Origin of the sequence: Pararhizobium sp. A13 (assembly GCF_040126305.1) — a bacterium.
GTDB lineage: Bacteria > Pseudomonadota > Alphaproteobacteria > Rhizobiales > Rhizobiaceae > Pararhizobium.
Window position 1 is genome coordinate 3,153,705 of record NZ_CP149510.1, and the last position, 23,667, is coordinate 3,177,371.

General features: G+C 59.6%; 26 protein-coding genes, 2 tRNA genes and 2 pseudogenes. 17 read left to right on the plus strand and 13 right to left on the minus strand.

The window, feature by feature from the left end:
* The first annotated feature begins 145 nt into the window (after positions 1-145).
* The 11 genes from WI754_RS15535 (at position 146) to tgt (ending at position 7,963) form a co-directional block, all read left to right on the plus strand.
* On the plus strand, positions 146-805 hold the full coding sequence (locus WI754_RS15535; RefSeq protein WP_349434375.1) for an FAD-binding protein: 660 nt from the start codon (positions 146-148) through the stop codon (positions 803-805).
* Positions 739-1,638, plus strand: coding sequence for a hypothetical protein (locus WI754_RS15540; RefSeq protein WP_349434376.1), 900 nt, complete (start codon positions 739-741; stop codon positions 1,636-1,638). The genes WI754_RS15535 and WI754_RS15540 overlap by 67 nt, the downstream gene beginning before the upstream one ends.
* Positions 1,639-1,649: 11 nt before the next feature.
* Positions 1,650-2,060, plus strand: coding sequence for a hypothetical protein (locus tag WI754_RS15545; protein ID WP_349434378.1), 411 nt, complete (start codon positions 1,650-1,652; stop codon positions 2,058-2,060).
* A complete protein-coding gene (locus WI754_RS15550; RefSeq protein ID WP_349434380.1) occupies positions 2,060-3,136 on the plus strand; it encodes a hypothetical protein in 1,077 nt (358 codons plus the stop codon). Before WI754_RS15545 ends, WI754_RS15550 begins: the two co-directional genes overlap by 1 nt.
* 55 nt (positions 3,137-3,191) lie before the next feature.
* On the plus strand, positions 3,192-3,590 hold the full coding sequence (locus tag WI754_RS15555; RefSeq protein ID WP_349434382.1) for a hypothetical protein: 399 nt from the start codon (positions 3,192-3,194) through the stop codon (positions 3,588-3,590).
* Positions 3,591-3,635: 45 nt separating this feature from the next.
* The gene (locus WI754_RS15560) at positions 3,636-3,833 is read left to right on the plus strand and encodes a hypothetical protein (RefSeq protein ID WP_349434383.1); all 198 of its coding nucleotides are present in this window, start codon (positions 3,636-3,638) and stop codon (positions 3,831-3,833) included.
* Positions 3,834-4,032: 199 nt separating this feature from the next.
* Positions 4,033-4,527: a pantetheine-phosphate adenylyltransferase gene (gene coaD / locus WI754_RS15565; RefSeq protein ID WP_349434384.1), complete on the plus strand. Its 495-nt coding sequence runs from the start codon at positions 4,033-4,035 to the stop codon at positions 4,525-4,527.
* A gap of 29 nt (positions 4,528-4,556) precedes the next feature.
* The gene (locus WI754_RS15570; protein WP_349434385.1) at positions 4,557-5,126 is read left to right on the plus strand and encodes a peptidylprolyl isomerase; all 570 of its coding nucleotides are present in this window, start codon (positions 4,557-4,559) and stop codon (positions 5,124-5,126) included.
* A gap of 26 nt (positions 5,127-5,152) precedes the next feature.
* Positions 5,153-5,662, plus strand: coding sequence for a peptidylprolyl isomerase (locus WI754_RS15575; RefSeq protein WP_349434386.1), 510 nt, complete (start codon positions 5,153-5,155; stop codon positions 5,660-5,662).
* 79 nt (positions 5,663-5,741) lie between these two features.
* Complete coding sequence (gene queA, locus WI754_RS15580) at positions 5,742-6,827, plus strand: tRNA preQ1(34) S-adenosylmethionine ribosyltransferase-isomerase QueA (RefSeq protein ID WP_349434388.1); 1,086 nt, start codon at positions 5,742-5,744, stop codon at positions 6,825-6,827.
* Complete coding sequence (tgt, locus tag WI754_RS15585; RefSeq protein WP_349434389.1) at positions 6,824-7,963, plus strand: tRNA guanosine(34) transglycosylase Tgt; 1,140 nt, start codon at positions 6,824-6,826, stop codon at positions 7,961-7,963. The genes queA and tgt overlap by 4 nt, the downstream gene beginning before the upstream one ends.
* Before the next feature lie 11 nt (positions 7,964-7,974).
* On the opposite strand, the gene WI754_RS15590 is transcribed toward tgt, so the two are convergent.
* Complete coding sequence (locus tag WI754_RS15590; RefSeq protein ID WP_349434390.1) at positions 7,975-8,397, minus strand: DUF4864 domain-containing protein; 423 nt, start codon at positions 8,395-8,397, stop codon at positions 7,975-7,977.
* 188 nt (positions 8,398-8,585) lie between these two features.
* A complete protein-coding gene (locus WI754_RS15595) occupies positions 8,586-9,881 on the minus strand; it encodes an FAD-binding oxidoreductase (RefSeq protein WP_349434392.1) in 1,296 nt (431 codons plus the stop codon).
* Positions 9,882-10,450: 569 nt separating this feature from the next.
* Here WI754_RS15595 and WI754_RS15600 point away from each other — a divergent pair.
* The gene (locus WI754_RS15600) at positions 10,451-10,747 is read left to right on the plus strand and encodes a type II toxin-antitoxin system RelE/ParE family toxin (RefSeq protein ID WP_037134103.1); all 297 of its coding nucleotides are present in this window, start codon (positions 10,451-10,453) and stop codon (positions 10,745-10,747) included.
* Between the two features lie 8 nt (positions 10,748-10,755).
* The gene (locus WI754_RS15605; RefSeq protein WP_037134101.1) at positions 10,756-11,064 is read left to right on the plus strand and encodes a HigA family addiction module antitoxin; all 309 of its coding nucleotides are present in this window, start codon (positions 10,756-10,758) and stop codon (positions 11,062-11,064) included.
* Between the two features lie 367 nt (positions 11,065-11,431).
* Here WI754_RS15605 and WI754_RS15610 read toward each other — a convergent pair whose 3' ends face one another.
* Both WI754_RS15610 and WI754_RS15615 read right to left on the minus strand, forming a co-directional pair.
* Positions 11,432-11,677 carry a hypothetical protein gene (locus WI754_RS15610; protein WP_349434393.1) on the minus strand — a complete coding sequence of 82 codons (246 nt, stop codon included), beginning with the start codon at positions 11,675-11,677 and terminating at the stop codon, positions 11,432-11,434.
* Between the two features lie 67 nt (positions 11,678-11,744).
* Positions 11,745-12,750: pseudogene (locus WI754_RS15615) on the minus strand (IS30 family transposase).
* A 281-nt stretch (positions 12,751-13,031) separates the two neighbouring features.
* Between WI754_RS15615 and WI754_RS15620 the strand changes: the two are divergent.
* A tRNA-Glu gene (locus WI754_RS15620) sits at positions 13,032-13,106 on the plus strand.
* Between the two features lie 181 nt (positions 13,107-13,287).
* Positions 13,288-14,232, plus strand: coding sequence for a phosphoribosylaminoimidazolesuccinocarboxamide synthase (locus tag WI754_RS15625; protein WP_349437829.1), 945 nt, complete (start codon positions 13,288-13,290; stop codon positions 14,230-14,232).
* Here WI754_RS15625 and WI754_RS15630 read toward each other — a convergent pair.
* From WI754_RS15630 to metG, 3 genes are read right to left on the minus strand one after another with little or no spacing between them, the layout of a single operon-like run.
* The gene (locus tag WI754_RS15630; protein WP_349434395.1) at positions 14,225-15,061 is read right to left on the minus strand and encodes an MBL fold metallo-hydrolase; all 837 of its coding nucleotides are present in this window, start codon (positions 15,059-15,061) and stop codon (positions 14,225-14,227) included. The two genes, WI754_RS15625 and WI754_RS15630, sit on opposite strands and share 8 nt — an antisense overlap.
* A gap of 1 nt (position 15,062) precedes the next feature.
* Positions 15,063-15,842, minus strand: coding sequence for a TatD family hydrolase (locus WI754_RS15635; protein ID WP_349434396.1), 780 nt, complete (start codon positions 15,840-15,842; stop codon positions 15,063-15,065).
* Between the two features lie 10 nt (positions 15,843-15,852).
* Positions 15,853-17,403 carry a methionine--tRNA ligase gene (gene metG, locus WI754_RS15640; protein WP_349434397.1) on the minus strand — a complete coding sequence of 517 codons (1,551 nt, stop codon included), beginning with the start codon at positions 17,401-17,403 and terminating at the stop codon, positions 15,853-15,855.
* A 191-nt stretch (positions 17,404-17,594) separates the two neighbouring features.
* Here metG and WI754_RS15645 point away from each other — a divergent pair.
* Positions 17,595-17,913, plus strand: a pseudogene (locus WI754_RS15645) (pyrophosphatase).
* On the opposite strand, the gene WI754_RS15650 reads toward WI754_RS15645, so the two are convergent.
* The 5 genes from WI754_RS15650 to WI754_RS15670 all read right to left on the minus strand — a co-directional run bounded on the left by WI754_RS15650 (position 17,885) and on the right by WI754_RS15670 (position 22,498).
* The gene (locus WI754_RS15650) at positions 17,885-18,928 is read right to left on the minus strand and encodes a DNA polymerase III subunit delta' (protein WP_349434399.1); all 1,044 of its coding nucleotides are present in this window, start codon (positions 18,926-18,928) and stop codon (positions 17,885-17,887) included. The pseudogene WI754_RS15645 and the gene WI754_RS15650 sit on opposite strands and share 29 nt — an antisense overlap.
* Positions 18,925-19,623 (minus strand): dTMP kinase, encoded by a 699-nt coding sequence (tmk, locus tag WI754_RS15655; RefSeq protein WP_349434400.1) that lies wholly within the window; start codon positions 19,621-19,623, stop codon positions 18,925-18,927. The genes WI754_RS15650 and tmk overlap by 4 nt, the downstream gene beginning before the upstream one ends.
* Positions 19,624-19,767: 144 nt before the next feature.
* Entirely contained in the window at positions 19,768-20,922 is a 1,155-nt protein-coding gene (locus WI754_RS15660) for a D-alanyl-D-alanine carboxypeptidase family protein (protein ID WP_349434401.1), read from the minus strand.
* A 66-nt stretch (positions 20,923-20,988) separates the two neighbouring features.
* The gene (locus WI754_RS15665) at positions 20,989-22,020 is read right to left on the minus strand and encodes a septal ring lytic transglycosylase RlpA family protein (protein ID WP_349434403.1); all 1,032 of its coding nucleotides are present in this window, start codon (positions 22,018-22,020) and stop codon (positions 20,989-20,991) included.
* A 268-nt stretch (positions 22,021-22,288) separates the two neighbouring features.
* On the minus strand, positions 22,289-22,498 hold the full coding sequence (locus tag WI754_RS15670) for a hypothetical protein (protein WP_349434404.1): 210 nt from the start codon (positions 22,496-22,498) through the stop codon (positions 22,289-22,291).
* A gap of 291 nt (positions 22,499-22,789) precedes the next feature.
* Here WI754_RS15670 and WI754_RS15675 point away from each other — a divergent pair.
* Positions 22,790-22,879 (plus strand) — tRNA-Ser (locus WI754_RS15675).
* Positions 22,880-23,410: 531 nt separating this feature from the next.
* Here the strand turns inward: WI754_RS15675 and WI754_RS15680 are convergent.
* On the minus strand, positions 23,411-23,560 hold the full coding sequence (locus WI754_RS15680; protein WP_349434405.1) for a hypothetical protein: 150 nt from the start codon (positions 23,558-23,560) through the stop codon (positions 23,411-23,413).
* Positions 23,561-23,667 lie beyond the last annotated feature (107 nt).

The window sequence follows — 23,667 nt, forward strand, 5'->3', positions numbered from 1 at the left end:
CCTCCATGTCAAGATGAAAACCGGGCGATCCTGTCGCCCGGTTTTTCTTTGCCATTGAATTTGTTCGTCCGCGAATTAATCCTGTCGTTGCACCGTTACAGACGTGATTCCCAGATGGGCAATCGGGGCAAGGGGCAGGGAATTCATGGGGCATTTGACACGGCGCGCGCTGTTGGCAGGGGTATCCGCAGGCATCGGGCTTTATGCCGGCCGCACGCTTCTTGCTCCGACAAGCGCCGCAGGTCCGGTTTTTCCGGCGGAAGCGCAGGCCGACAGCGGAGCCATTCTCCTCAATGACGCCAGTGAATTGTCCCCGACCCCGGTTGCAAAACACGTGGTTGTCACTGCCGACCCCAGGGGGGAGGTCGTCGAAAACATCCGGGCGCTGATGGCCGAGGCGCAAGCTGCCGGCCGGCCGTTCATTGCCAGCGCCGCCCGCCATTCGATGGGTGGCCAGAGCCTGGCGCCGGGCGGCTCGGTGCTCACCCTGGACCAGCAATGGCTGGAAGCCGACCCGGCATCAAGGACCTACCGGGTTGCCGCCGGCACGCGCTGGTCAACCGTCATCGCTAGGCTCGACGCGATCGGCTTTTCGCCTGCCGTAATGCAGTCGAACAATGATTTCGGCGTTGCCAGCACCTACTGCGTCAACGCGCATGGCTGGCCGGTGCGCTTCAGCGGCTGCGGCAGTACTGTGGGTTCGCTGAAGATGCTGCTGGCGGACGGAACGCATGTCACATGCTCTCGACACGAGAACGTCGAACTCTCAGGCATGCCATGGGCGGCTACGGCCTTTTCGGTGTGATCACCGAGCTTGAACTCGACATGGTACCGAACACCCGTCTCGAGCCTCGTTTCGAGCGCGCTTCCGGCACCGAACTCGGCAAGCGGTTTGTGGAGATGCTGAACAACGATGCATCGATCCAGATGGCTTACGGTCGGCTGGATGTCTCGCTCGACCGGTTCTTCGAGGACGGCCTGCTGATTTCCTATCGGCCGGCTGCCGACCAGTCCGATCTTCCCGCCGCAACCGGTTCAGGCTTCATCAGCCGCGTCTCCCGCGAAATCTTCCGTCGGCAGGTTGGAGCGGACGGAATGAAACATATGCGCTGGTGGACCGAGACTTCGCTCGGCCCAGCGATCGCCGGGTCATCGACGCGCAACAGCCTGATGAACGAGCCGGTCGTCACCCTTGACGATCTCGATCCGCTGCGCACCGATATCCTCCACGAATATTTCGTGGCGCCGTCACGGTTTGCCGAATTTGTCGCGCTGTGCCGCGACGTGATTCCAGCCTCCTTCCAGCAATTGCTCAATGTCACGCTGCGCTTCGTCGATACCGATCGCGACAGCGTGCTTGCCTATGCAACGGAGCCGCGCATCGCGGCCGTGATGCTGTTTTCCCAGGAAAAGACCGTGCGCGGCGAGGCGGACATGGCGCGCATGACGCGGGAACTGATCGAGCGAGTGCTTGCCATCGGCGGCACCTATTATCTGCCTTACCGCCCACATGCCTCGATCGATCAGCTGGTTCGCGCCTATCCGCGCGCCGCTTCCTTCGCCGCCAGCAAGCGCGCGTTCGACAAGGGCCTTCTTTTCCGCAATCATTTGTGGGACGCCTATCTCGCCAGAATATGAAAGGATCCTTCGTGGGGAAACTGCGCATCATCGCCGCCGTCTATGCCATCGTGCTTCTCGGCGCTGCGTCGCTGAACTACATCCCCGGATTGACCGACGATCAGGGCAGGGCCTTCGGCATCTTTGCTCTCGACATCTATGACGATAGCCTGCATGTCGCATCCGCCGCCTGGGCTGCAATCGCAGCTTGGCTTTCAAGCCGGGCGGCGCGCAGCTTTCTTTTCTATTTCGGCGTTCTCTACTTTGGTGATGGCTTGCTCGGCCTGATCACCGGCTCCGGTTATCTCGATCTCGGTATCGTCAATTACGGCATTCAAGATCTGCCGCTCGGCTTCAAGATCCTCGCCAACCTGCCGCATCTGGCGCTCGGCGGGTTCGCGGTGTACTCCGCCCTTGTCTTCGGCAAAAAGGCAACGGCCTGATGCGCGTGGTTTGGAAGCTCCTCAAATGGAGCCTCGCGGCGATCCTCCTGTTGATCCTGCTGCTTCTGAGCCCTGTCGCCTATATCGAGACTTTCTGTCATGGCGAAAGGACGGAAGACCCCTACACCCCCTTGATCAAGGATGCGGCCTTGCACAGGCGCGAAGCCAACACCTTCCTGACTTATCCGGAATGGCACATCGTTTATGCCTATGACGGGTTGGCGCAAACGCTGAAGACCAGCGATGAATATGCATTCGACTACGTCTCAAGCATCAAGGGCTTCTGGACGTCAGCCTGTGCTCTGACGAAGATTGCCGATGCGCATGGTGGCGCCGATTCCGCGACGCGCATGACGATCCACACGATCGGCGTCAGTTTCACGCTCGAAATGCTGCTCAAGGCAGCCTACGAGGAAACGATCGGCCGCCTGACGGCGATGCTGCGCGGTGAGAAGAAGACACCCCAGGATCAGGTCGCTGCCGGAATGGCAGTCGATTATGCCGCCTTCCTCCGTCAAACCCCCTGGTACAAATATCCGTTCGACAATCAGATAATAAAACTCGATGAGGCACCGGTGACCGATCCGGTACGTGGCCGGGAGCGCCGGTTTGCACTCGGGACCGAGTGGTGGGCAAAGACGCTCTACGCCGGAATGATTGCCAATGCCGTCGCCGGAACCACCGGCGCAGCACAACTTGAAATCCGCAGCGTCGTCAGTGGTTTGGCCCCAAGTGAGCTGGCGACTATCCCCTGGGTGAAAGTGATTGGTGAAAACGGCGGCGATGTCGAAATAGAAACGCCGCGCTACGACCTGTTCACCAAGATCTTGGTCGAGATTGCGCAGAAAGGTGGTACGATCCGCGAGGTTGCCGGTAACGATGACATCATGGTTTCCGTCACGGAAAAATCTGACCTGGCGATGCCCAGCCTGCCGGGTACCGTCATCGCACGCGTCCGGCGGGACGGTTTTGACGGCAGCCGGTTGCTGGTTGCCGTCAAGGTGAATGAACTGGCGACCTTGCTGCACAACGTCCCCTTGGCCGATCCGGGCGTGGAACACGTCTTTGACTACTAGAGCTGCCAGGCTCGTTGCGACGGCGATTGCCATCGTCCTTCTATGGTATGTTGCGATGGCGGTAGTGTTTCGTGTGACCGAACAGGCGCCTGGCGCGTTGGTGCTGTTTCCCGATCGCCACCTTGCCGCCGGGCAGCTGCCGGCGGGCATCACCATCCTGAAATGGAACAGCTATTTTGCCGTACTTGCCAGCGATCAGCCGGGTTATGTCGGCAGGCTTTACGCGGCAGGTGTTCCTCTCGTGTTTCCAGCGAGAAGCGGCGGCTGTCTCAGCTACCGCCGATTGGATAACCCTGCTCAGGGCAAAGAAAAACCGGACTGGCAGGGGAACCGTCCGGTTTTCAATTCAGCGGCACTGGAGGTGGCTGCTGTCGTCGGGGAACTTTCAATGCGTCAGACGCCGAATCCGCCGGCGTTCTGGCTGTTGCCCTTCATGGCGACCCGGTCGCGATGAAGGTCGAGAATAGTTCGTGCGAAATCGACCAGGAACACAATACTGATGATTGCCGATATGAGCATCATTGTGGTTGCCATGGCGAAACTTCCTTATTTTACCAGACGATCGCGCAAGAAATCTGCGCGGTCGATGCGCGCTTCGTTTCTGATTGCGTTTGCCGTTGCAAAAAGCATGGTGAAAAACATAATCATCGAAAGAAGTAGAATAAGTGCCATAGCCGTGATCCTTTCAGCTGAGTAACGGCCGCATCTCCAAAAAGTTCCGCTCATGTTTTCTTCAAATACACAGTTCTCTTTGAAGCGGCCTTGAACGTTACATTCATCTAGCGTTCATGCGGCCGGGCCGCTGTTTCCGGGGGAACACGCAACCGTGCCGAAGGGGCTCCCTTGCGATTGCCCGCGGTCCGTGACAAAAGGCTCTCGAAACGGAAACAGGCGCGATGACCACTGCTTTTTATCCCGGCTCCTTCGATCCCATGACCAACGGACATCTCGATGTGCTGGTCCAGTCGCTGAACGTGGCGCCGAAGGTGATCGTCGCGATCGGTATCCATCCCGGCAAGGCGCCGCTGTTTTCTTTCGAGGAACGGGCGGAACTCATCCGTCAATCGTTGAGCGAGTTTCTTCCCGAGAGAGCCGGCGATATCTCGATCGTCTCTTTTGACAATCTGGTGGTCGACGCCGCGCGACAGCACGGCGCCTCGCTTCTGGTCCGTGGCCTGCGCGACGGCACCGACCTCGACTATGAAATGCAGATGGCGGGCATGAACCGGCAGATGGCGCCCGACATCCAGACCCTGTTTCTACCGGCCGGAACGGCATCGCGGCCCATTACCGCCACATTGGTCCGCCAGATCGCGGCGATGGGCGGCGATGTCAGCGCCTTCGTGCCCCAGGCCGTTCACCGGGCGCTGAGCGCCAAGCGCAAGTCCTGACGCGTTTCATTATTTTCACGGGAGCTATCATGAAAATCCTCCACCTCGCTTTCGCAGGCGCTGTCGCACTTGCATCGTTGACCGGCAATGCCTTTGCCCAGGCCAAGGAATACATCACCATCCAGCTCAAGGACGGTCCGGTCGTGATCGAGCTTCTGCCCGATGTCGCGCCGAAGCACGTTGCCCGCATCAAGGAACTGACCGAGGCCGGCGAATACAACAATGTCGCCTTCCACCGCGTGATCCCGGGCTTCATGGCCCAGACCGGCGACGTCCAGTACGGCAATATGGAAAAGGACTTCAAGGCGGATATGGCCGGCATGGGCGGTTCCTCCAAGCCGGATATCGAAGCCGAGTTTTCAAAGGTTCCCTTTGAACGCGGCACGGTCGGCATGGCCCGCAGCCAGGATCCGAACTCCGCCAACTCGCAGTTCTTCATTATGTTCGCTCCCGGCTCCTTCCTGAACGGCCAATACACTGTAGTCGGCCAGGTCATCGAGGGCATGGAGAATGTCGACAAGATCAAGATGGGTGACGAGGCCAATAATGGTTCCGTCACCGATCCCGACCGTATGATCAGCGTCAAGGTCGGCAAGTAAACTGAGTTCCAACAAGGAGAAATGCCATGACCGAGATCAAGGATCCGGAAAACACCATCATCATGGAAACCACCAAGGGGCAGGTCGTCATCCAGCTTCTGCCGGACCTGGCGCCGGGCCACGTCGCCCGCATCAAGGAACTGTGTGCGGAAGGTGCCTATGACGGCGTCGTGTTCCACCGCGTCATCGACGACTTCATGGCGCAGACCGGCGACGTGCAGTTCGGCAAGAAGGGCGGCGAGCAGTTCAACCCGGCCCGCGCCGGCATGGGCGGTTCTTCCAAGCCGGACCTGAAGGCTGAGTTTTCCAACATGAGCCACGTGCGCGGCACATGCTCCATGGCGCGCAGCCAGATGCCGAACTCGGCCAACTCGCAGTTCTTCATCTGCTTCGCCGATAGCCCCTGGCTCAACAAGCAGTATTCCGTCTGGGGCCAGGTTATCTCCGGCATGGACAACGTCGACAAGATCAAGCGCGGCGAGCCGGTCAAGGATCCTGACAGCATTGTTTCGATGAAACTTGCCGCCAACGCCTGATCTAGGCTAATGCAACAACCCGTCCCGGATCGCCCGCACAGGGCGCCGGGGCGGGTTTGCCGTTTAAAGAAGACTGTTGATGCGCGTCGACCTGTTCGATTTCGATCTCCCCGAGGAAAACATTGCGCTGAGGCCTGCGAGCCCGCGCGACAGCGCGCGTATGCTCGTCGTGCGACCGCAACAGGAAGAGCCGCTTTCGGACCGCGGCGTTTTGGACCTGCCGTCCTACCTGCGCCCCGGCGACGCGCTGGTTTTCAACGATACGAAGGTCATCCCGGCGCAGCTCGAAGGCCTGCGCCGGCGTGGCGAGGACATCGTAACCGAGGTGTCGCTCACCTTGCACATGCGCGCAGGACCCGATCGCTGGAAAGCCTTTGCCCGGCCCGCCAAGCGCTTGAAGCCTGGTGACCGCATAGAATTCGGCCACGGCTCCAACGCCTGCCTGATGGGCTCGCTGGATGCGACCGTCGAGGCCAAAGGCGAGGCGGGCGAGGTGACCCTGCGTTTCGACCTGTCCGGACCGGCGCTCGATGAAGCGATCCTGGCTGTCGGTCATATCCCGCTACCCCCCTATATCGCCTCCAAGCGGCCGGAGGACGAGAAGGACCGCACCGATTATCAGACCGTCTATGCGCGCGAGCAGGGCGCGGTCGCCGCCCCAACAGCAGGGCTGCATTTCACCGACCGGCTTTTCGCGGCATTGGATACGATGGGCATCGAACGCCACTTCGTCACGCTTCATGTCGGCGCTGGTACGTTTTTGCCGATGAAGGTCGACGACACCGAAGACCACGTCATGCACGAAGAGATCGGTCATGTGGGCGCGGATGTGGCGGAGCGGCTCAATGCGGTCAAGGCGAGGGGCGGGCGCATCGTCTGCGTCGGAACGACCTCTCTGAGGTTGATCGAAAGTGCGGCCCGTGAAAATGGCGAGATCGCGCCCTGGTCGGGCCCGACCGGCATCTTCATCACGCCCGGCTACCGGTTCCGTGCCGTCGATGTGCTGATGACCAATTTTCACTTGCCGAAGTCGACGCTGTTCATGCTCGTTTCGGCCTTCAGCGGCCTTGAGACGATGCGACGCGCCTATGCCCACGCGATCGACCACGGCTACCGCTTCTATTCTTACGGCGATTCCAGCCTGCTTTTCCGGGATGATTCATGACCGAGACATTTCAGTTCAATCTTCTCGCCACCGATGGCAAGGCCCGCCGCGGTACGGTGTCGATGCCGCGGGGCGAGATCCGTACGCCCGCCTTCATGCCGGTCGGCACGGTGGGTACCGTCAAGGCGATGTATCTCGACCAGGTGCGCGATCTTGGCGCCGACATCATCCTTGGCAACACCTACCATCTGATGTTGCGGCCGGGGGCGGAGCGCGTCGCGAGGCTCGGCGGCCTGCACAAGCTGATCCGCTGGCCCTATCCGATCCTCACCGACTCTGGCGGTTTCCAGGTTATGTCGCTCTCCGGCCTGCGCAAGCTCGACGAGATGGGGGTGACCTTCAAGAGCCATGTCGACGGCTCGCTGCACCATATGTCGCCGGAGCGCTCGATCGAGATCCAGGGACTGCTCGGCAGCGACATCCAGATGCAACTCGATGAATGCGTTCGTCTGCCGGCAGAGCCGAAGGAGATCGAACGGGCGATGGAGATGTCGTTCCGCTGGGCAGAGCGCTGCAAGGTCGCCTTTGGCGATCAGCCCGGCAAGGCGATGTTCGGCATCGTCCAGGGCGGTGACATTCCGGCACTGCGCGAGCGATCAGCGGAGGCGCTGTCGGGGCTTGGCCTCAAGGGCTATGCCATCGGCGGCCTTGCTGTCGGCGAGCCGCAGGCGGTGATGCTCGACATGATAGACACGACCTGCCCATATCTGCCGGCCGAGAAGCCGCGTTACCTAATGGGCGTCGGAACGCCGGACGACATTCTGAAATCGGTTGCGCGGGGCATCGACATGTTCGACTGCGTCATGCCGACCCGTTCCGGTCGTCACGGCCTGGCCTTCACCCGCCACGGCCGCATCAACATGCGCAACGCCCGCCATGCCGAAGATATGCGGCCACTGGATGACCAGTCTTCCTGCCCGGCGTCGCACGACTATTCGCGCGCCTACCTGCATCACCTTGTCCGTTCGAACGAGTCCCTTGGCGGCATGCTTTTGACCTGGAACAACCTGTCCTACTACCAGGACCTGATGGCCGGAATCCGTCAGGCGATCGAGGAGGGGCGCTATGCCGATTTCATGGCCGAGACGCAGGAAGCCTGGGCTCGGGGCGAGGCCGAAGCCAAGCAGGCCGCTTGAGCACGGATTGATTAGATTTCGGGGCCGGGGGCCTGCTGCAGCATCTGGACACCGTTGATCTTGTAGGTGCCGTCCGGCTGCTTGACGAGGAAGTACAGCGCCGTCCAGTCCTTGCCGTCCGGTCCTGAGATCAACACTTCCTGCACCACGGTATCGCCTTCGACCTTGCTGCGTCCGAAGGCGAAATTGCCCGGTCGGTAGACGGGGGCATAACCGCGCTTCACCATGTCGAAGAAGATGGTCTTGTCGGGGAACTTTCCCTTGATCTGCGGCGAGGCGAAGGAATAGGCCGTCTCCGCATCATCGTTGAGGAAGGCCTCAATCTGGTTCTGGATGATCGATTGGGCCGTATCGACCGGTTCCGCCGCGCGAGCCAGGGGCATCGAGATCATCAGGATTACAATACAGGCGCAGGCTTTCAGTAACCGGATCATTGACCTGTCTCCTTGCTGACCACAAACATGCTACGCTGATTGGCCCGCGGTGGTTTCTCGTTCAATTTTCAATTTTCGTGATGTCATCAGATTAAGATAAATAAATTCAAATGATTGTGAACAGTATTTAATATTCTTGATTAGACATCAACTGTCCGTGATCCCCCGTCAAGACGTCTAAAAGACGGCTAAAGGCCCAGCCGGTCTTTCAGCCGCCCCCACAGCATCGCCGCGTGAACGCCGACCGGCCAGAAGGCGTGAAAGCGCATCGGCTGGATACGGCTCACTGGAAGATTGATCGGTGCTTGCGGGCCGATCGCGAGACGGTCGGCCATTTGCTTGCCCATCGCCGTGGCTAAGGCGACGCCCCGGCCATTGCAGCCGAGGTAGAGCAACACGTCTTCGCTCGGTTCGTGCAGATGTGGCAGATGATCCGGCGTGATCGCCAACTGGCCGTTCCAGGCATGCGTCCAGCGGGCCGCAGCAAGCTCGGGCCATAGGCGTTCCGCGTAAAGCTTGAGATAGTCAAGCGCGGCAGTCTTGCGCTCCAGCGCACGTTGAGGTCCACGCCCGCCGATCAGCAGCCGGTTCTGAGCGTCGAGGCGATAATAGACGGTGATATGGCCGCTTTCATAGAGCACAGGACGTCGCGGCAGGATGCGCGCCGCAAGATGGTCGGGCAGGGGCTCGGTCGCCATAATGGAGCTATAGACCGGGACCAGAGATTTCTTCAGGTCAGGCCACAACTCATCGGTATAGGCATTTGTAACTAAAAGCAATTTCTCGGCTGAAACTGTGGCGTTTTTGGTTCGCAGCAGCCATTTTCCGGATTGTCGGCGGGCCGAACGGACACGACTGCCGCCGTGGATAATTGCCCCGGCGGTCTGCGCCGCCGCCGCTAGGCCGCGGGCATAGTTCAGCGGATGCAGGTCCCCGCCACGCGGATCAAACAAGGCTGCCGGATACCGGCCTGTCCCTGTTGCCGCATGTGTTTCCGCAGCGTCGAGAAACCGCACTGGCATGCGGTGAGCGGCGCATTGAGCGGCGGTCTCGCGGACGGACTCCAGGGTCGTGGCATTCGTTGCAGCACGCAAGGTGCCGTTCTGCCGTGCGTCGCAATCGATGCCAAGACGGCGAATGAGGTCGAAGGTGAAATCCGGCGCGCCCCAGGTCATGGCAATCATGCGGCGGCCGAGATCCGCTCCAAACCGGGCAAACAGTTCATCGGGATTGAACTTGAGCCCGGGATTGATCTGTCCGCCATTGCGCCCGGAGGCACCCCAGCCGGGTTCATGGGCCTCGAGCACACAGACATCGACGCCCATTTCCGCGAGATGCAGGGCGGCGGACAGTCCAGCCAGGCCTGCGCCGACAATAGCGACAGATACGCTGCAATCGGTACCGAGCGGCGGCGCCAGCGGAGCCGGATGCGCAGTCTCGGCATAGAGATTGGACGACAGCAGGCGGTTGGATACGGCGGACATGCTTTGCCTTCATCGGATCAAAACAACATTTTGCACGCCGCTTTTCGCCTGAGAAGAAAAAAAGCCGCGGGGATCGTCGCTGTCCGCCAGTCAGGTGTTAGCGATCAAGAACCGCCCGCGGCGAACAAAGGGGACAATGTGTATGTTTCCAAGGCGAAGCCTTTGTTTTTATAAGCATGTCGCACTTCAAATTGGAATGTACCCCGGCTACATATCCTGTGGCGGCAAGGTTGGAATGTCCGCCGTTGCGCAAAGTTAAAATGTCACTCTGGGCGCGTCTTCAGCCAGTTAGAAATGCCACATGTCTACTTGCGCTGAGGCAAGCCCCCGACCGGACCGGCTGGGCCGGGTTGCAAGGGAAGGGAGGGGGCGGGTGAGCCCCACACTTCGGCCTAAGCTTTAGGGATGTCAGATCAGTCGTTCGTTCCCCTGCATCAGGCGAGAGAGAGCAATTGCGAAGTTCAGATCACTGACCTTCGTTAAGAATTCCGGCAAAGCGTACACGATTATTCCCCACGCTTGCGGGATGAGCCATAGAGTGGTACATTCACTCGAAATTGGAGACATGAATGATCGTCGGTTTTCGGGACGAATGGTTGCGGACCTTCTTTGTGGAGGATGTCCACTCCCGGAACATTCCAGCCGACCTCGAAAGCCGGTTGTTCCGCAAACTCCAGATGATCGACGACGCGACGACCGATCAGGACTTGCGTGTGCCGCCCAGCAACCATTTCGAGAAACTGCGCGGTAATCTCGATGGTTTGCATTCAATCCGCGTCAACAAGCAATGGCGGGTGGTCTTTCGATGGGATGGCAGTCGTGGCGAGGCGTCCGAGGTCTATCTTGACGACCATAGCTATCGATGAGGTGACAGATGCTGATGACCAAGCGTAAGCCGGCGACGGTCGGCGAAATCCTGACGGAAGAATTCATGCAGCCGCTTGACCTGACGCAGGCGGCCTTGGCCGAGGCAATGGGCGTCCAGCGCAAGCATGTGAACGAATTGTGCAACGACCGCCGCAACGTGACGGCGGCAACCGCGCTGATCCTGGCGCGTGTGTTTGGTAACAGCCCGGACTTCTGGCTCAACGTGCAGCGGCGCAGCGACTTATGGGATGCCATGCACAGCCCCAAGGAACTGGCGCGGATCGAGCGCGCGAAGCCGCTGGCGACAGCGGCATAGCCCGAAAGCGCCTCTAGGCTGAGTGCTTGAGCGAGTCCGCCATGGCAGCGCAAAACTCCGCGGCATCGAGGCGAGAGAGCGCCTTTTGCCGTCGGGCAATGACTGCGGGATCGTTCATGATGTCGCGCTTGGATATAGAATGTACCCTCCTACATATCTGTGGCGGCAAGGTTGGAATGTCCGCCGTTGCGCAAAGTAGAAATGTCCCTTCAGGCTGCCGCTCGGCACGACGACCAGCCCCGATCTGACCGGCTGGTCCGGGTTGCAAGGGCAGATCGGGGCGGGTGATGTGGAACTTTTTCGGCTTTAGCTTTGAGAGCGGCACCCTGTCACGGTTTTCTTACCGTTGACAGAGCCTCTTATGCGTTCATAGATGACGGCCACGAATCCCGATGAGGGCGAATACGGTGATGAAGAGGACCACGTCGAGCAGGCCCAAAGTGATCAGCAATCTTGCGTGGGTTTTTCTCTGAGAGAAGAAAAACGACATATAGTTCGGATCGCGTTGCATCAAAGGAAAGTCTTTAATGACGAGATGTCCAACAATCCCGATGAAGCCTCCCGCACCTACAAGAAAACAAAAACCGATGATGTTGATCAGCACCACGTCCACGCAAAATCTCCACTGCAGAAAACCCGTGTGAGTTCATGGCGAACCGCGACTTGCGGGCTTTGAGAGGCTAACCGGTGCGCCGGATTTGCGCGAGGAGTTTCTGGCGGAAGACTTCCGCTGGTGTTTTGTAGCCGAGGCATTTGCGTGGCGTTGCGTTCAGGTGATTGCAGATATCGGTGAGATCGCGGTCGCTGAGCGACAGCGGGTTGACCTCTCTCGAAAGCCATTTCCTGGCCCGTCCGTTGGTGTTTTCGACGGTGCCTTTCTGCCGATTGCGGATCGCAGAACCATGTCCGCGTTCCGATGCTGGCCTGCAGGTAGGGCCAGTCGGTGAATTCGGTGCCTCTGTCGAAGGTGATCGAGCGACGGGCGAGGTGGGGCAGGGATTGCAGTACCTGGATCAGGCCGTCCATCACCGGCCTCGATTGCCGGTCGTTGTTGCGCAGCAAGACAGCGAACCGGCTGACCCGTTCGACCAGTGACGTCACATTGGCCTTTCCGAACTTCTTTCGGAACTGAATCAGATCGCATTCCCAATGCCCGAACTGCTTGCGTTCAGCGACCACGTCGGGGCGATACAGAATGTTGACCTCCGGGCTGAAACGCCGGCCATGACGGCGCCTGGCATGCCGCGGCCGGCGTCTGGCACGATGTTCCGGCAGATGTCGCCACAGCTTGATCGCATGGCCGTCCGCTGAATAGGCGAACTTGTAGATCGTCTCATGACTGACGCAGATCGGATGCCGCTCCAGTCGCATCCGGCCGGCAATCTGCTGCGGCGACCAGCCATGCAGGATGCGGTCGATAACCGACTGACGCAGATGCGAGAACCGCGCAAGCTTACGCAGCTTGGCACGTCGCTCACGTGCCATCGCATTCGCCGTCACGCAGTAGTAGCCGTTGAGATCCGGCATCTGCTGATCCTCGAACGTATTGCGTCTGAGCTCGCGGAAAATCGTCGAGCGATGCCGTCCGAGTTTCTCGGCAATCACCTCGACACCGATGCCGGCCATTCGCCAACGCGCGATCTTGCGGCGTTCATCCATATCGATCTGGGAGTAGGTGCGCTTCATGGGCCGTTCCTTGCAACTGATAAGCCATTGTTATCTATTGCAAGTCGCACTTCATCCTTGAACCCACCCCCGCTACATATCCAAGTTGGATAAGATAGATTATGGAACATAATCGTGTTGCGGTTTTCCTGAATGGATTTATTCCCGGTGCCATTCCGCTGCAAAGACTTCGCGCTTTTTCCTGCGTTGGCCCTCTATGGTGTCTATTCGTCTTTTTTGTTGTATGTTGCTGAATGCCTCGCGGTGTCGGTGTGACAACACGCAGCTGTAAATGGCCCCGAGCGCCCATCGTCTAGCGGTCAGGACGCCGCCCTCTCACGGCGGCAACACGGGTTCGAGTCCCGTTGGGCGTACCAAAGGCAATGTTTGACAGCGAACGATCCTGTCACTTAAGGCAACTACGGCCGTCATACGGCAAGCCCAGCATTTGATTTGGAAAACCGAAATGTTCCGGCCTTCCGCTTGACCATCGCCGTCCTCAAGGCTTAAGCGATGCCCACCTCAACCGTCAGCGAAAGACCGAACCCGATGAGCGATTTGCGCATTCTTTCAGACGCTTTCATTCCCGAGTTGCCGGGACGCTACAAGGGCAAGGTTCGTGAGAACTACGATCTGCCGGATGGCCGCCGGATCATCATTGCGACGGATCGGCTGAGCGCTTTCGACGTCATCCTGACCGCGATCCCGTTCAAGGGCCAGGTTTTGACGCAGACGGCCCGCTACTGGTTCGAGGAAACGGCCGATATCTGCCCGAACCACGTCATCGACTATCCGGATCCCAACGTCGTCGTCGGCACAAGGCTCGATATCCTGCCGGTCGAAATTGTCGTGCGCGGTTATCTGGCCGGCACGACCAGCACGTCGATCCTGACCAAATACCGCAACGGCGAACGCGACATGTACGGCATCCGGCTGCCGGACGGCCTGAAGGACAACGAGAAGCTTCCGCAGCCGATCATCACCCCGACCAGCAAGGCCTTCGACGGCGGCCATGACGAGCCGCTGTCCGCCGCAGACATCCTGTCGCAGAAACTGCTGACGCCGGAACAATGGGAAACCGTATCCCGCTATGCGCTGGCGCTGTTTCAGCGCGGCCAGGAGCGCGCTGCCGAACGTGGCCTCATTCTCGTCGATACCAAATATGAATTCGGCACCGACAAGGACGGCCGTATCGTTCTTGCCGACGAGATCCACACGCCCGACAGCAGCCGTTACTGGATTGCCGAGAGCTACGCGGAAAGCTTTGCCTCTGGCGCGCGGCCAAGGAGCTTCGACAAGGATTTCGTGCGCGCCTGGGTGACGGAACGCTGCGATCCCTACAAGGACCCGATCCCGGAAATTCCGGCCGACCTCGTCGAACAGACGTCGAAAGTCTATATAGAGGCCTACGAGACGATTACCGGCCAGCGTTTCGTTGCCGATCTTTCCGGCACCACCGTTCTCGATCGCATCCGGCGCAACCTGCAGCCCTATTTCAGCTGACCGGGACGACCTCGTCCGTCACGTCGAATTCCAGCCGCATCCCGTCATAGGCCGGCTCCACATGATCCGGCGTCTCGCGCATCACAGTCTCGTAGTCGAGCGGCGTATGCATGTGGGTCAGCACGGCGTGTTTCGGAGCGAAGCGTTCGATCCAGCCGAGTGACTGTTCCACCGACAGATGGCTTGGGTGGAACTTGTATTGCAGCGTATCGATCACCAGCGCATCGAGCCCCGAAAGCTTGTCGATCGTTTCCTGAGGGAACCCGCTGACATCGCTGCAATAGGCAAAATCGCCGATGCGAAATCCGAGTGACACGATGCTACCGTGGTACTGCAGCAGCGGCTGAAAGACAATCGTGCCGCCAGCGCCGGCGATCGTGATCGGCGGCAGCGCCGGATCGATGATCTTCGCCTCGACGATCGGCGGATAGCCGCTTTCAGGCGGCGTCTCCAGGCAGTAGCGAAAGGCCTCGCGAATGCGCTCCATGGTCACAGCATCGGCCCAGATCGGCATTCGTTCGCCGGTGTGTTGCACGTAGCCGCGCAGATCATCGATACCATGAATATGATCGGCATGCGCATGGGTGTAGAACACGGCATCCAGGTTGTGGACCTTCGCCGCGATCATATGCGCGCGAAAATCCGGTCCCGTATCGATAACGACGGTTGTCGTTCCGCCATCCTGACCTGTCTGTTCGACAAGCAGGGACGCGCGCGTACGGCGGTTTTTGCGATTGGCCGGATCGCAGGCACCCCAGTCGCCATTGATGCGCGGCACGCCAGGAGACGAGCCGCAGCCGAGAATGGTAAAGACCCGACGCGCCACCACCTCAGAGCCTCGGCATTTTAGAGAAGACGCGGAAAGCGTTCTCCGTCGTGATCGTCGCGATCTCGTCCACCGAAACGCCGATCGTCTCGGCCAGAACCTGTGCCGTGTGAGCGACATAGGCCGGTTCGTTGCGCTTGCCGCGGAACGGCTTCGGCGCCAGATAAGGCGCGTCGGTTTCAACGATCATTCGGTCGTGCGGCACGGTCTTGGCTATCTCGCGCAGTTCCTCCGACTTCGGAAACGTCAGGATACCGGAAAAGGAAACATAGCCGCCGAGCTCGACGCCGACGCGCGCGAGGTCAGGCCCGGAAGAAAAGCAGTGCAGCAGGAAAGGGAAGGCCCCCCTCCCCGTTTCCTCGGTCAGGATCGCGGCCATGTCCTCGTCGGCAGAGCGGCTGTGGATCACCAGCGGCAGGCCGGTTTCCCGCGCGGCGGCGATATGGCGGCGCAGGCCGATTGCCTGCGCATCGCGCGGCGCATTGTCGTAGAAATAGTCGAGCCCAGCCTCGCCGATCGCGACGACTTTCGGATGCGCCGAAAGACGCACCAGATCAGCCGTCTCGATATCCAGTTCCTCGTCGGCATTGTGCGGATGCGTGCCGACCGAGCAGAAGACGTTGGCATAGGATTCGGCGATGCTAAGGATCGTCTCGAACCTCTTCACCCGCGTTGAGATCGTGATCATCTGGCCGACACCGGCTGCATGCGCGCGCGCGACGATCGCGTCGCGCTCGGCCTCGAAATCCGGAAAATCCAGATGGCAATGGGTGTCGATCAGCATTTGGTGGTCCTCATGCTTCCGGCGCGACGTAGCGCGGGAAAACCGGCTTCGGTGCCTCCAGAGCCGTACCTGCGACCAGACGCCCCGCTTCGCCAAGAGACGCGAAATCGCGCTTGTCGGCCGGAACGGCGACGAGGTCGAGCAGCTTTCCGGCCGATTCCGGCATGAAGGGCTGCAGCAGGATGGCAATCTGGCGCACGACGTCGGCCGTGACGTAAAGCACGGTCGCCATGCGGGCCGGATCGGTTTTCTTCAACGCCCACGGTTCCTGGCTTGCGAAGTAGCGGTCGGCCTCGGACACCACGGCGATGATCGAGGTCAGCGCCCGATGGATCATCAGCGCGTTCATGTCGTCGCGCGTCGAGGCATGCAGCGCGTCCGCCGATGCCAGCATCGCGTTGTCCTCTTCGGTCAGCGGTCCGCATTCGGGGATCTGACCGTCGCAGTTCTTGACAATCATCGACAGCGATCGGCTGGCGAGATTGCCGATGCCATTGGCAAGATCGGAATTGATGCGGGTCGCGATCCCCTCCTCGCTGTAACTGCCGTCCTGACCGAAGGAGACTTCGCGCAGGAAAAAATAACGGATCTGGTCGAGGCCGAAATGCTCGACCAGATTGAAGGGATCGACGACGTTGCCGAGCGACTTCGACATCTTCTCACCCTTGTTGAGCAGGAAGCCATGCGCAAAGACCTTCTTCGGCAAAGGCAGGCCGGCCGACATCAGGAAGGCAGGCCAGTAGACCGCGTGAAAGCGAATGATGTCCTTGCCGATCATGTGGATGTTCGCCGGCCAGTATTTCGCCCGCGGCCCTTCCGGATCCGTCAGGTAGCCGGTCGCGGTGACGTAGTTGGTCAGCGCGTCGACCCAGACATACATGACATGGCCGGGATCGTATGGCACCGGAATACCCCAGTCGAACGTCGTGCGCGACATGGAGAGATCCTTCAGGCCGGATTTCACGAAGGAAATCACCTCATTGCGGCGCTCGGCGGGGCCGATGAAATCCGGGTTTTCCTCGTAGTGTTTCAGCAGCTTTTCCTGATAGGCGGAAAGCTTGAAGAAGTAGCTCGCCTCTTCCACCCACTCGACCGGCGACCCTTGAGGCCCATAGCGCACGCCGTCGGCGCGTAGCTCGGTCTCGCCTTCCTGATAGTAGGCTTCGTCGCGCACGGAATACCAGCCCGAATAGCTGTCCTTGTAGAGGTCGCCCGCCTCGCCCATGCGGATCCAGATATTCTTTACGGCTTCGTAGTGGCGCTTCTCGGTCGTGCGAATGAAATCATCATTCGAGGCATTGAGGAGAACGGCCATCTTCTGGAATTCGGCCGAGTTCCTGTCCGCCAGCTCCTGCGCTGAAATGCCTTCCTTGCGGGCCGTTTGCTGCATCTTCTGGCCGTGTTCGTCTGTCCCCGTCAGGAAAAACACGTCGCGTCCGTCCAGCCGCTGGTAGCGGGCCATCGCATCCGTCGCAATCAACTCGTAGGCATGGCCGATATGCGGCTTGCCGTTCGGGTAGGAGATCGCGGTGGTGATGTAAAACGGGGACGTGTCGGTCATGATCGGGTTTCGGCCTGTGTCTGATCTTTTGGTGTCTGGCTATTAGCGCATCCCATGGCCGGATGAAACAGTGCACGCCCAGAAAAGCTGCCTGCGGCTGTCGCATAGCCAATTGTCCTGCCACAACACGCACGCCTTGACAATTCCAGCTGGTGCCTGGAACATTCAGTGAACGAAACGGAGACCCTTTCATGCTGAAACAGCTCGGTGAGACATTCTCTCTCGCACCGGCGGCTTACGCGGACATGCACCAGATCGAGCGAGACCGGGATTGGTTCGTCCTCAAGATGCACGAGGAACTCGGTGAACTCACCCCAGATCCGGAACAGGCTGACCGGCCGCGGCCGCCTGAAGGGGCAATCGGAACAGGACCTGCAACGCGCGCTTTCCGATGAAACGGCCGATCTTCTCGGTCACGTCCTGCTCTTTGCCGAACAGAACCATATCGATCTTGCAGCCGCGATCGAACGCAAGTGGAAATTCAGATCGCCGGAAGGGACTGCGTCTTGATGTCGTCGAGGATCGAAAGAACGGTCTGTTTGCGATCCAGATTATAGGCTTGCGCCAGAGAAAGCCGCTCGCTGGTGGCCGACGACAGCCGCGCAAAGCGTTCGGCCCCGGCGATGTCGCCAGCGGCTGCCGCCTGGCGTGCTACCCGCATGATATGCCCGCTCACCAGCGCCGAAAAGAAATCGAAAATGGTCTCGCTGTCCTTGGCGGAAAGAACATCGGCGAGCTTGTGCATATCCTTGCGGATCGCCGGCCCCTGCCCGACAAGGATCGCTTCAAAGGCGGTCATGATGTCGAGGCCACCATAGTTGATCAGCTTCAACGCTTCCGACACGCTGCCATCCGCCGCAGCGAGCACCTTTTGCGCGTCCGGACCGGAGAGGTCAAAGCCCAGATTGGTCATCGCGTCGCGCAAAGCGCCGGGCGCCAGCGGCTTCAACTGCAGCGGCAGGCAGCGCGAACGGATCGTCGGCAGCAGCTTGCCCGGCGCATGGGTCAGCACCAGGAACAACGACCGTTTCGGCGGCTCCTCGAGAATTTTCAGGATTGCGTTGGCGGCATTGCGGTTGAGATCATCGGCGGGATCGACGATGACGATCCGCCAGTTGCCGGTCCCAGACGTCTGCGAGAAGAATTTTCCCGCTCGGCGTACCTCGTCGACGGTGATGGCGCTCTTGACCTTGCCGGTCTTGTCGTCGACCGGCCGTGTCAGATGCAAGAGGTTGTGCGAGGCGCCGGAGGCGATCTGCCGGCTGACGATCGAATGCGGATCGGGATCGGCCAGTTTCGCCGGTGCCAATGATGGGTCCGGATACGTCAACACATGGTTGGCGAAGCGGAAGGCAAGCGTTGCCTTGCCGACACCCGCCGGCCCCTCGATCAGAATGGCGTGGTGCCCTTTCCCCGACCGGTAGCTTTGGGCCAGAAAATGCTCGGCATCCGCATGACCGAAGAGCTTCGTATTCTCGGCGGGCGGGATCGCGCCTTCCAGAACGTCAAATCGATCGGTGCTCATTGGGCCGCTTCCGTTTCCGGCCCGTCGCCATCCTGTGGCAGCAACGGCTCGACAATCGCAAGCACGGCGGCGGCAATATCGCTGGCGCTCGCTGCCGCGTCGACCACATGACAGCGCCTCGGATCGGCTCTGGCGATATCAAGGAAAGCCTCGCGGCGCTTTTCATGCGTTTCGAGTTCCTCTTTCTCGAAGCGGTCGAGTTCGACCTCCTCGCCGGCTGGCGCCTCCGCCACAGCCGCGCGGCGGCGCACACGGTCGAGACCGATGGATGCCGGCAGATCGAAGATGATGGTGCAATGCGGGGTCACGCCGTTGACCGCGACCCGCTCGAGCGCTTCGATGAAGGAGGGCTCCAGATTGCCGGTCACCCCCTGATAGACGCGCGAGGAGTCCATGAACCGGTCGCACAGGACGACGGTGCCGTTCAGAAGTGCCGGCCGAATGACTTGTTCGACATGATCGCTTCGTGCGGCGGCAAAAAGAATAGCTTCCATGCGCACCCCAAATTCCTGCGCCGCACCGGAGAGAAGCACGTGCCGCACGGCCTCCGCGCCCGGCGAGCCGCCGGGCTCACGCGTGGTCAGAACCGTGCAGCCGCGGTCACGCAGGGAATCGGCAAGCAGGCGAATCTGGGTGGATTTTCCAGCCCCCTCGCCGCCCTCGAATGTAACGAACAGGCCTTTTCCGACTGACACTCTCTATTCCCGTATGACCGTCATCGCCCGGCGATACGACGGGCGCGTTTGTTTTCTAGCTGCCCTCGGCGGTGCAGCGCTTGCAACTCGAGTTCTGTTTAGCGGATTGTCCCGGACGGCGAAACCTTCGATGCCGTCATTTCCTCACAACCAGAAAAACAGCAGTTCCTGCAGCGCGTCGGCCGCCCGGCTGCTCAGCGAGCCCTCCCCCACGGCCGCTGCAGTTTCGACCGGAACCTCGCGCAGCAGCCGCGTGCCATTCCAGATCTTCAGCGTGCCTGCGTCGCGTCCCGCCTCCAGCGGAACAGTCAGGGGCCAGCGATAGATCACCTTGGCCGACAGACGCTCGGGATTGTTAACGGGCACGAGTACATCGACGGCATCGCGGGTAACCAAAGTCACGTGCGATTGCGCTCCACCGTAGACGGCGGCTTCGCCGACGGCGTCGCCGGCCTCGAACAACCTCTTCCTTTCAAAAGCGGTCATCGACCAGTCGAGCACCCGGCGCGTCTCCTCGATCCGCTCCTTGTCGCTTGCCAGCCCGCCAATGGCGAGAAAGACACGCCGCCCCTCTCTCTGCATCGTCGCGACCATCGAATAACCGAAACCCTCGGCAAATCCGGTCACGAAGCCATCGACGCCGATATTGGCCGCGACAAGCGGATTGCGGTTCCGCTGGAGGATCTTGTTCCACTCGAATTCGGCCTGGGAATAGTAGCGGCGGAATTCCGGGTAATTGGCGTGAATATGCCGGGCCAGCAGCGCCATGTCGCGCATTGTGACCGTATTCTGTGGATCAGGAAGTCCAGTCGCATTGCGGAAAACCGAGGCGGTCATTCCGAGTTCGCGGGCGCGTTCCGTCATGCGCCTGGCGAAGGCGTCTTCGCTGCCGGTCATCCCTTCCGCCAGGATGATGCAGGCGTCATTGGCGAACTGGACGGTCACGCCCTGAAGGAGATCGGCAACGCGGATGCGCGACTTCAAAGCGGCGAACATCGTCGAGGTGCCGGATGGCGCGCCACCGGTCCGCCAGGCATGCTCTGAGACCGGAAATTCAGTATCGAGCGTCAGCTCGTTCTTGCCGATGGCGTCGAAGACGATCTCGGCGGTCACCAACTTGGCAAGCGATGCCGGCGGCACAGGGACATTTTCATCCTTGGCGAAGAGGACCGTGCCAGTTTCGGCATCGATGAGATAGGCCTGCTTCGCTTTGGTTTCAAAGGTCTGGGCTTGCGCGGCTGAGGGCGCGCAGATGAGTAATGCTACGAAAATGAAGACCGAGAACAGCCGTGCGCGCATTCCAAACTCCGGTTCCTCTCCGGCCATAGCAGCCGGCCCACCGGGGATCAATCGCCGCGCCTCGGATTAGCGCAGGACGTTCTGGCGTTTTGCATATTCAACAATGGAATTTGGCGTCAGCGGGTTCTTGTCGACCAGAATGGCATCAAAAGCCGTTTCGGACGTGCTGACGCGCGCTTCGACGTAAGCCGCCGCATAGGCCATGTTGCCATCGGGAAGCGGGATGAACTCCGGACGTTCGGTCGGGATCGGCCCGATTTCCGGAAGCATGGCAAACGCGTCGAGCGCCGGAGACGAGGGCAACGGCGTCTCGGTCTCGGCAAGCGCTGTCACCGGTACGCCCATTTCCATGTTCGATTTCGAAGGCATGGTCAGCGTGCCGAGGCTTCCGGCCTGTTTGCGCAAGGGCTCGTTCGAGGCGACCATCACGCCGGTTGCGATTTGTCCTTCTGGGAAGGCGTTCGGCGTGCGGTCGCCCTTCTTTACGTAGGACGCCATCAGATAGGGCATGTCGTTGCCCTCGAGCGGCGCTTTGCCGATATACTGGACGCGCACCTTGGCGCTGCCCTTGCGCTTCATGTCGAGGAAGTCGGCGGTCTTGGAAGAGACGTCGATAATGCGCCCGAATTCATAAGGGCCGCGATCATTGACGCGCACCACCACCGAAGAACCGTTCTCAAGGTTGGTGACGCGGGCATAGCTCGGCAGCGGGAATGTCGGGTGGGCGGCCGACAGGTGATATTTATCGTAGACTTCGCCGTTCGCCGTCAGGCGGCCGTGAAACGCCGAGCCATACCAGGAGGACATGCCGGTCTTGTTGTAGCCGAAATCCTCTTTCGGCTGGTACCACTTGCCTTTGACCTGATAGGGCTTGCCGACCTGATAGCGGCCGCCGCCCTTCGGGATGTTCTTGCCATCGGCAACACGCGGGCTGGCCTTCACGCCATAGATCGACTCGGCAAAATACTCCTTGCTGCGTGTCTTGTTTTTCTTGACGCTGCCTGTCGTTCCGCACGCCGTCAGCGCGACGCAAAGCATCGGGATGGCGGCAACACGCAGTCCCTGGACGAGAAGAGCCGCAGTCTGATTGGATGTCATGTGTCCCACAATCGCAATTCGTAAAAGCCGACCTCGGTACCCTCTCGCGCATGCCCCCACGCGAAAGAACCGGCGTCACGAAACGTAACAGTCGATTAATCATGACAACAACGTGGCGAAATTGCGAATGGTTAACCGTGCCAGAATGGAACAATTGATATTATGGTTTATGAATGGTTAATATTTCCCCGTCGACCACGCAACAAAAGCGATCTATACGATGCCGTTCGAGGTTGGAAAACAACCGTTGGACGCCAGAAGAGCAGTTTCAACACATATATTCGATGATGGTGTACTTGATGCCGATAATCGTTCCATTGGCATTGCGAACAAAGGCGGGAATATATTGCGGATCCGGTGGGACGCAGGCCTCTCGCTCAGTCTCTTCGGCGCCGGTCAAGCCCGCGCCGACAACCTGCGCCGCATAGACATCCGGCGTTTCCAGCGCCGCGCCCGCCGGCGAAACGGCCGTCAGCAAGCAAAACATCGAAGGACCTTGGGTGCCATCGCCGTCGCAACTCGGCTATGCGATCAGAAAAACGAGGAAATTGCCGGTTTTGTTCCGACGCGTGTCAGGTCTGGCTTTGTCGCCTCCTGAAACCCCGCCGTTTCTTCGATTTGCGATGGATGCGCTGATGGTGTGCCGAGGCGGTTGACGTTCCTCATCTGCAGGCTATAAAGCGAGCCACGACGAGGTTGTTGCTCACGCGCTCGCAGGTCAAAACCACCACCCTGCCGCACGCGCAACGTTTCCAGCACCCCGTCGCAAGGAAGAGTGTCCGAGTGGTTTAAGGAACCGGTCTTGAAAACCGGCGTGCGGGAAACCGTACCGTGGGTTCGAATCCCACCTCTTCCGCCACGTCACATTGATTTAATTGATATTTTTGTTATTTTTGACGAAGACTTTATAACGGTTGTGTTAGGCTAAGCCGCTACGCTCAATCAAAATCTTGTATGATGTCGGTGTCGGTATGGTATCCGCTCTTATGATGCTCTTGCGCCTCATGTAAAGTAATGGAATGCACGGCGCCCTCCGGGGCGCCGTTTTCAAACTATTTATCGCGGCTGGGCGCTGTAAGACCTTCACAACGGAACTGATCGCTTCCCGACAGATAACGCCGACGATCGCCGCCGCGCATATCGCGATGGCGAGGACAAGCCCCGTTTGTTTTATGAGGTTTACAGAGTCCGCATGCCGCAATTCGCGGACGTTTTCTCTTGTGATGCATTTGAGTCTCCGAACGAAATCGGTGCGGCCCGATGCCGCCCGAGTATGTGTCGGAGATGGGTGAAAGCGTGTGTCATGGGCGGTTTATAGCACGAGGTGCTAAGAAACCAAAAAAAGCCACCACCCTTTCGAGGCGGCGGGATCGATAAGAAGAATTGCCACTCAGCCGGCGACTTTGTCGATGGTTGCGATGACCGTTGTCAGGGCCGGTGTATTGGTATGCGTCCAAAGCTGGTAGCCGACCACGCTCGCCAAGATGGCAGACCATATGGCGAAATCCCCGATACGAAACAGCGGTTCTTTCTTTTTCATCACAGGCATCCTCAAATCCGGCAGGATTTTCTGAAGACAATATCGCGCCAGTCGTTCAGTTTTAGAAGACGACGTTTGGTGAACACAGTATCTCGGATTGGACAATA

Bases quoted from the DNA above. Each gene is read 5' to 3' on its own strand.
- WI754_RS15650 (WP_349434399.1), bottom strand. From the start codon at position 18,928: ATGAGCACCGATCGATTTGACGTTCTGGAAGGCGCGATCCCGCCCGCC.
- WI754_RS15550 (WP_349434380.1), top strand. From the start codon at position 2,060: ATGCGCGTGGTTTGGAAGCTCCTCAAATGGAGCCTCGCGGCGATCCTC.
- queA (WP_349434388.1), top strand. From the start codon at position 5,742: ATGCGCGTCGACCTGTTCGATTTCGATCTCCCCGAGGAAAACATTGCG.
- WI754_RS15605 (WP_037134101.1), top strand. From the start codon at position 10,756: ATGCTGATGACCAAGCGTAAGCCGGCGACGGTCGGCGAAATCCTGACG.
- WI754_RS15590 (WP_349434390.1), bottom strand. From the start codon at position 8,397: ATGATCCGGTTACTGAAAGCCTGCGCCTGTATTGTAATCCTGATGATC.
- WI754_RS15600 (WP_037134103.1), top strand. From the start codon at position 10,451: ATGATCGTCGGTTTTCGGGACGAATGGTTGCGGACCTTCTTTGTGGAG.
- WI754_RS15680 (WP_349434405.1), bottom strand. From the start codon at position 23,560: ATGAAAAAGAAAGAACCGCTGTTTCGTATCGGGGATTTCGCCATATGG.
- WI754_RS15575 (WP_349434386.1), top strand. From the start codon at position 5,153: ATGACCGAGATCAAGGATCCGGAAAACACCATCATCATGGAAACCACC.
- WI754_RS15555 (WP_349434382.1), top strand. From the start codon at position 3,192: ATGGCGGTAGTGTTTCGTGTGACCGAACAGGCGCCTGGCGCGTTGGTG.
- WI754_RS15635 (WP_349434396.1), bottom strand. From the start codon at position 15,842: ATGCTGATCGACACCCATTGCCATCTGGATTTTCCGGATTTCGAGGCC.
- metG (WP_349434397.1), bottom strand. From the start codon at position 17,403: ATGACCGACACGTCCCCGTTTTACATCACCACCGCGATCTCCTACCCG.
- WI754_RS15560 (WP_349434383.1), top strand. From the start codon at position 3,636: ATGATTGCCGATATGAGCATCATTGTGGTTGCCATGGCGAAACTTCCT.
- WI754_RS15665 (WP_349434403.1), bottom strand. From the start codon at position 22,020: ATGACATCCAATCAGACTGCGGCTCTTCTCGTCCAGGGACTGCGTGTT.
- coaD (WP_349434384.1), top strand. From the start codon at position 4,033: ATGACCACTGCTTTTTATCCCGGCTCCTTCGATCCCATGACCAACGGA.
- WI754_RS15660 (WP_349434401.1), bottom strand. From the start codon at position 20,922: ATGCGCGCACGGCTGTTCTCGGTCTTCATTTTCGTAGCATTACTCATC.
- tgt (WP_349434389.1), top strand. From the start codon at position 6,824: ATGACCGAGACATTTCAGTTCAATCTTCTCGCCACCGATGGCAAGGCC.
- WI754_RS15535 (WP_349434375.1), top strand. From the start codon at position 146: ATGGGGCATTTGACACGGCGCGCGCTGTTGGCAGGGGTATCCGCAGGC.
- WI754_RS15540 (WP_349434376.1), top strand. From the start codon at position 739: ATGCTCTCGACACGAGAACGTCGAACTCTCAGGCATGCCATGGGCGGC.
- WI754_RS15595 (WP_349434392.1), bottom strand. From the start codon at position 9,881: ATGTCCGCCGTATCCAACCGCCTGCTGTCGTCCAATCTCTATGCCGAG.
- WI754_RS15570 (WP_349434385.1), top strand. From the start codon at position 4,557: ATGAAAATCCTCCACCTCGCTTTCGCAGGCGCTGTCGCACTTGCATCG.